Annotated in this window: 6 protein-coding genes; 1 reads left to right on the top strand and 5 read right to left on the bottom strand. The window is 30.9% G+C overall.

Annotated features, from left to right (window positions below; genetic code table 11):
- Window positions 1-1,270: 1,270 nt before the first annotated feature.
- The 3 genes from FOF46_RS30225 to FOF46_RS30215 all read right to left on the bottom strand — a co-directional run bounded on the left by FOF46_RS30225 (window position 1,271) and on the right by FOF46_RS30215 (window position 3,095).
- Window positions 1,271-1,762: a hypothetical protein gene (locus tag FOF46_RS30225; protein ID WP_143919146.1), complete on the bottom strand. Its 492-nt coding sequence runs from the start codon at window positions 1,760-1,762 to the stop codon at window positions 1,271-1,273.
- A gap of 188 nt (window positions 1,763-1,950) precedes the next feature.
- Window positions 1,951-2,400, bottom strand: a complete 450-nt coding sequence (locus FOF46_RS30220) for an immunity protein Imm33 domain-containing protein (RefSeq protein WP_208746838.1) — start codon at window positions 2,398-2,400, stop codon at window positions 1,951-1,953.
- A gap of 107 nt (window positions 2,401-2,507) precedes the next feature.
- Complete coding sequence (locus FOF46_RS30215; protein WP_143919145.1) at window positions 2,508-3,095, bottom strand: DUF3841 domain-containing protein; 588 nt, start codon at window positions 3,093-3,095, stop codon at window positions 2,508-2,510.
- Between the two features lie 729 nt (window positions 3,096-3,824).
- Between FOF46_RS30215 and FOF46_RS30210 the strand changes: the two genes are divergently transcribed.
- On the top strand, window positions 3,825-4,196 hold the full coding sequence (locus FOF46_RS30210; RefSeq protein ID WP_143919144.1) for a hypothetical protein: 372 nt from the start codon (window positions 3,825-3,827) through the stop codon (window positions 4,194-4,196).
- Between the two features lie 206 nt (window positions 4,197-4,402).
- Here the strand turns inward: FOF46_RS30210 and FOF46_RS30205 are convergent, their stop codons facing one another.
- A complete protein-coding gene (locus FOF46_RS30205; RefSeq protein ID WP_143919143.1) occupies window positions 4,403-4,981 on the bottom strand; it encodes an NAD(P)H-dependent oxidoreductase in 579 nt (192 codons plus the stop codon).
- A 59-nt stretch (window positions 4,982-5,040) separates the two neighbouring features.
- Window positions 5,041-5,622: a Crp/Fnr family transcriptional regulator gene (locus FOF46_RS30200; protein ID WP_244299810.1), complete on the bottom strand. Its 582-nt coding sequence runs from the start codon at window positions 5,620-5,622 to the stop codon at window positions 5,041-5,043.
- Window positions 5,623-5,749: the final 127 nt, after the last annotated feature.

Raw genomic sequence — 5,749 nt, 5'->3', positions numbered from 1 at the left:
GTAACGGATACTAATGCCCTATGAAGTAAATTCCAACGCTCTTTCTCAGTAACGCTATGAATATCATATCCATTTTGGATTAGGAAATCAAATTTTTCAATATCTCCCAGAAACATAGCTCTTGAAATTTCTCTACTCATTATCTTGAATTAGTTATAACGCTTAATGTATAGTTTCGTAGCGGACTTGTCGACAAAGAATTTTCCGCATTGCCCAAAGTTAACAAATGCGCGTGAAATTCCGTTAGGAATTTCCGCCGCTATGAACTTATACATTTTGTTATGCGCCGGCTTTTTTATTCAGCCGGGACTTTGCAAAATTGCCTTAAGCAAAGCGATGATTGCTTGCGAACTGTTTTTTCCAATTCCCGCGATCGCTTTGCGACTTTGGGTTGGACGATAACTCTTACAAAAAAAATCACTGGCCCAAATTCCGTCCGAATCGGGGAGGAGCTCCAACTTTTGAATTGGTAAAAATCTTTGAGAAAATACTCAGACCTTTCCTCCGTAGCCCGTCCGTTTACGTTCTACTTGCGTTTTGCTTTTCAGACCTCCGATGCTGGCGCCTAACGTTTAATATATGTGTCGTAGCAGGGCAAAATGTTACCCTGTTTTTCGATATTTCTGCGCATTGGTTGCTATCTTTTCCTTTTTGCAAGCATTGTGCCATTGTAAAAATACACAGACTTTTCGATTCTTCATCTAGCTGCTATGACATATATATAGTGTTATGGTACGTACCATTTTTACAAGCCTGAACTTAGTAAACAAGCTGCAGTAAAGTGATATCAGATTGCGAATTACTCCGTATTATTTTTCATAATCTCCAGCGATCACTTTGCTGTCTTTGGATTGATCACTTACCAAACTAAAAAATCACAAACCCTTTTACCGTCAAAATTATCGTAATGAGCCAAAAAAAGCGATTTTTCGGCACGTTACTACTCCGAAATACTTCTTTTGAGTGATTTTTTCATCGCTTTTTACTTTAGATCCGATACAAACCACTGAAAAAACTCTCAGGTCAAACGATCGAGGCTCGTCCACAGACAGGTTCAGATTGCGTTTTGCTTTTCAGATAACAAGTATGTGCCCTAACGTTTAATATATGTGTCGTAGCAGGGCAAAATGTTACCCTGTTTTTCGATTTTTCTGCGCATTGGTTGCTAACTTTTACTTTTTGCAAGCATTGCGCCTTACCAAATATATAGTAATCATTCGATTGATCACTTAGTTGCTATGATCACATATATGGTGTTGTAAACAGTTTTTTAGCATCCACAATACATGTCAATTTTTGTATTGAATTCAGTGTCAGTTATTTCGTAGTAACAACCGGCCCCACCGTCCGTTGGCCCATATTTAGTTTTTTCTCCATTCCAGCCATGATCAATGTCCATTGGTGAACTTTTAAAAATAAGTTCTATCCATTGAATTGCACTTTCTCGATTGGTTTTTGGGAGAATTAATTTGGTTGTTTCTCCTCCTGCTTCTTTACATTTTGCTTCTGAGTAACTAATTCGGTATTCAAATTTTTGTTTGAATGCACAAAAATTATCGCTATCAAAGTTGCGTTTTATAAGGTCGAACTTCTCAGAGGATGGTTTATAGTTATGAATCAAATATAAGTAAACAACGTTTTTTGAATAGTTTGACGTTTTTAATTGTTCATTCAATTCCGCAACGTTTGGTTTTTTAAGTTCAAAAGTTTGTGCTATTACAAAAATTGGAAAAATTAGAGTGAATATTGTTACTAATCTCATTTATATAATTGTTTACAACGCCAAATATATGAATCGGAGCAAGGCAAATATGCCAGAACCAATCGATTTATCCGCGCATTTTTATTTCTTATTCGATTTATAAAAATTTAGCGCCTTTGCAAAAAAGAAATAACCTTTTGATCTAGCATTAAATTGCTCTGATTTCATATATAATGTTACCACATGTTTTATTTTAATTCAGTTATATTTTCATCAAACCAAACATCTTCATATCCATTTTTGTCTGTCAAAAACCGAAACCCAATATCAAGTCCAAGATATTTAGTTATCTCAGGTTTTAACTCAATCAAATGCTCTAGGCATAAAGGCTTGAAGAAATCATCTTCATCTGACCATTCGCCACTCCAAATATACCATCCGTCCATTTTTCCATGTTTAGGATGTCGTAGTCCATTCAAAGGCTCAAGTTCAAGATTTGAAGAAATTCCGATAAAAAATTTTTCGTCAATAGGAGTAAAGTCAGAATTATACTTTTTACAAGTCAGTTTTTGCAATTCTATATACCGTTTTAATACTCCGCTTTCTTGATTTTCCATTTTTATCCAATATGTGGTAACGTTTAATATATGTGTCGTAGCAGTGCAAAATGTTACCTGCTTTTCGATTTTTCTGCGCATTGGTTGCTAACTTTTCTATTTTGCAAGCATTGCGTTTTACCAAAAATACAAGAACCATTCGATTGATTACTTAGCTGCTATGATCACATATATAGTGTTATCTATTTTTATTTTGCTATAAACTTATCCACTTTTATAACATCTTTCAACTGTAATTCCCAAAAAGTAGCTTGAATTTTTTTTTCCTTAAAAGGTAGAGTATAATATTCTAAGTCAAAATCCATATCGAAAATCTTTTCCCAACTTTTTTCAATTAATTTTTTTTCCATTTTTGACAATTTATCAAACTCAGTATTCTCCTGTCTTTTTTCAAATTCATTAGCCTCCATTTCAGAATTCGCTATATAAGTTTTATAGCTAAGTGGCCAATGCCATAAAACAAAATCCGATAACAAGATATCTTTTTGATCCTTTTCAATTTCTATTCTATAACCAATAGTTTTTCTTGGTAAATTAGCAGATGCTCTTAAATCCGGTTTTCTTTTATTTGTAGATATAGATTGATACCAAGCCCAAATTGGATATTGACCTTTTTCATCTGGTTTTCCAATTCGTTTATTCATTTGAATTTTCATCCAATCATATCCATCTTTAAAATCTGGTTCTACAAATTGCTGCTTTGCTACTAATATTCCTTTGGTTTGTAATTCATTCCATCCATTTTCATCTTGTATTGTCCAAAGTTTAACTTTCATTTAGTTAATTGTAGATAACGTTTAATATATGTGTCGTAGCAGAGCAAAATGTTACCTAGCTTTTCGATTTTTCTGCGCATTGGTTGCTAACTTTTACTTTCTGCAAGCATTGCGCCATCATAAATATACAAGAACCATTCGATTTAGCACTAAACAGCTATGATCACATATATCGTGTTAGGACACGTTTTTATATTTTAAATTTAACTCACTATCTGTTCTTTCAAACATTCTATTTTGAGAGATAAATTCAAAATCTGTTGCTTTAAGTTTATATAGATCTAATTGCTTTTTGTAATGATTAAATTGTCTAACAGAAAAAGTCAAGTAAAAAACAAAAGGGGACAAAAAGCTAAATTTAGAAAAGTCATAAATCTTAAGTGAAAGATTTGAAAATTCCCAGTTATTTATTTTTAAATGAAGTAAATAAAAACATATTATTCCAATAATAATTAGAATAAGCGAAATAAGAATTCTTGATTCCCATTTCCTCATTTCTTTTTTGTAGAATTTAGTGTTTTTACTTATTTCGTTTTTCTTTGCCATTCATTACATATAATCGTTGCACAAATATAACGACTAACCTCTTGTTAATCAGGTGTATATGTTAATAGTTATTAACTGAAAATGGGAGTATATAGCTTATATTATAAAAATATTTAATATTTTTTTTATAATATACTGTATATTAGTATATTATAAATGTGATATAATCATATATACTATAGAATGAGCAAAAATGTTAAAATCTTTTTATTAAAAGGAATCTCAATTGATTTTGAAAATGACGTAAAAGAATATAATCGTTTACATAGTGTTATAGGATATTTTACAAATTTAAAAGAATTGCATGGTCAGTTTGAAAAGGGTTCAATTCAATCATATTCAACAATTTGTAGTCATATGAAAATGAAAGGTTTTTATAAAACTAAAAATTCTGTAATTAAATTTAAAAGAGTTGTCCATAAGTTTAATGAAATTACAATAACACAAGTGGAAACTAATAAACTATATCAGAAAGGTGATTATATAGATTTGTCAGAAATTTTAAAAAAAGAAGCAAGTGTAATTAATACAAATAAAGCATTTCTCAACTTTTAGTCCAAATGTGTCCTAACGTTGAGTATAAGAAACGTAGGGCAGAGGGTAAGCTCTAACTTTACATTTATAACTAAGCCAAATATAATATTTTGTGTTTATATTCAATATTTGAAACACAAAATTTATATTCTGCGACCTTGCAAATAAATACAGACCTTTAGAAAAGCCAGAATTGCCCTATGTTTTTTATACATTGTTGGCAGTAGTTATTTTAGTTTTTCACCTAGTAACGCTATTTTTTTTATCCATTTTTTTCGCAACTCAATAGTTGAGTTCTTCATAGGAGCGATGTATGTAACTTTGACAGGTTTAATTCCGCAAAACTCTAATGTTCCTTTTTTGAACTGGTTGATAGTTGGACTTTTCATAAATAAGTAGTCATACCATTTAGGTGCATCAGCGGTTATAACTATTCTTGCTGTCTTTCCTTTTAAGAGTTTTTGTGGTAATGCTTTTTTAGGTATGGGTTGATATGTTATTCCTGGAAGAAATATTCTATCAATAAAACCCTTCATTAATGCTGGATAACCATACCACCACATTGGAAAAAACCATACAATATGGTCAGCCTTTTTTATCTTTTCTATTGCATCAATTAAATCAGGTTCTAATTCAGTTCTTTTTCTGTATCCAAATCTTAGATTAGGATTAAAATCTAATTCTGAAATATTAATTTGAGTTAATGTTACATTTGTCTTATTTGCTCCTTCCTTGTATGCATCAGACAAAGCATAATTAAAACTTTCTTTGTCTGGATGTCCGTTTATTATTAATATACTTTTCATTTTGTTCTATGTTTGTAACAAAGAACGAAACAATCAAATTTTCATAAAAGGACATATGTCTAATTCGAAATCATTTTTCTTATTCGACTTAAGTGTCTTTGCGTGATACCCAAATAAGAAGAAAGATAGTTCAGAGGTATTAGTTGTAAAAGTTCAGGTTGATTATTTAATAAATCACGATAACGTTGTTTAGCTGTTTCTTTTTGTAACAAAAAAATTCTTTTTTCCATTTTGATGTATTCTTGTTCAGCTATAAATTTAAAAAGCCTCAACCAATTAGTACTTGATTGTTCTAATTTTAGAATTTCGTCTTTAGAGATAGTTAATAGTTCAATATCAGTTAAAGCTTGAATGTTTTCTACTGTTTTTTCTTGAGATAAAAATGAAGAATAGGCACTTACAAAAGTATCAGAAAAAGTAAAGCAATATGTTACCTCTTCTTGCGATGATGAATAATAGAAAGACCTAAATAATCCTGATATAACAAAACCAACTTCTTTAGATATTTGGCCTTCTTTGATGAAAAAGTCTCCTTTTTTTAATCTTTTAAAGGTAACTTTTTTTTCAAACAAATCAATTTCGTCCTTAGTCAGTATGTTAAATGTTTCTAAATAGTCTCTCATTTTTCTAATTACTGCCAACGTTTAATATATGTGTCGTAGCAGGGCAAAATGTTACCCTGATTTTCGATATTTCTGCGCATTGGTTGCTAACTTTTACTTTTTGCAAGCATTGCGCCACTGCCAAAATACACAGACTTTTCGAATC

The organism is Aquimarina algiphila (genome assembly GCF_007489275.1).
In the GTDB taxonomy this organism is placed as follows: Bacteria; Bacteroidota; Bacteroidia; order Flavobacteriales; family Flavobacteriaceae; genus Aquimarina; species Aquimarina algiphila.
This window is presented reverse-complemented; position numbering and strand designations above follow the sequence as displayed.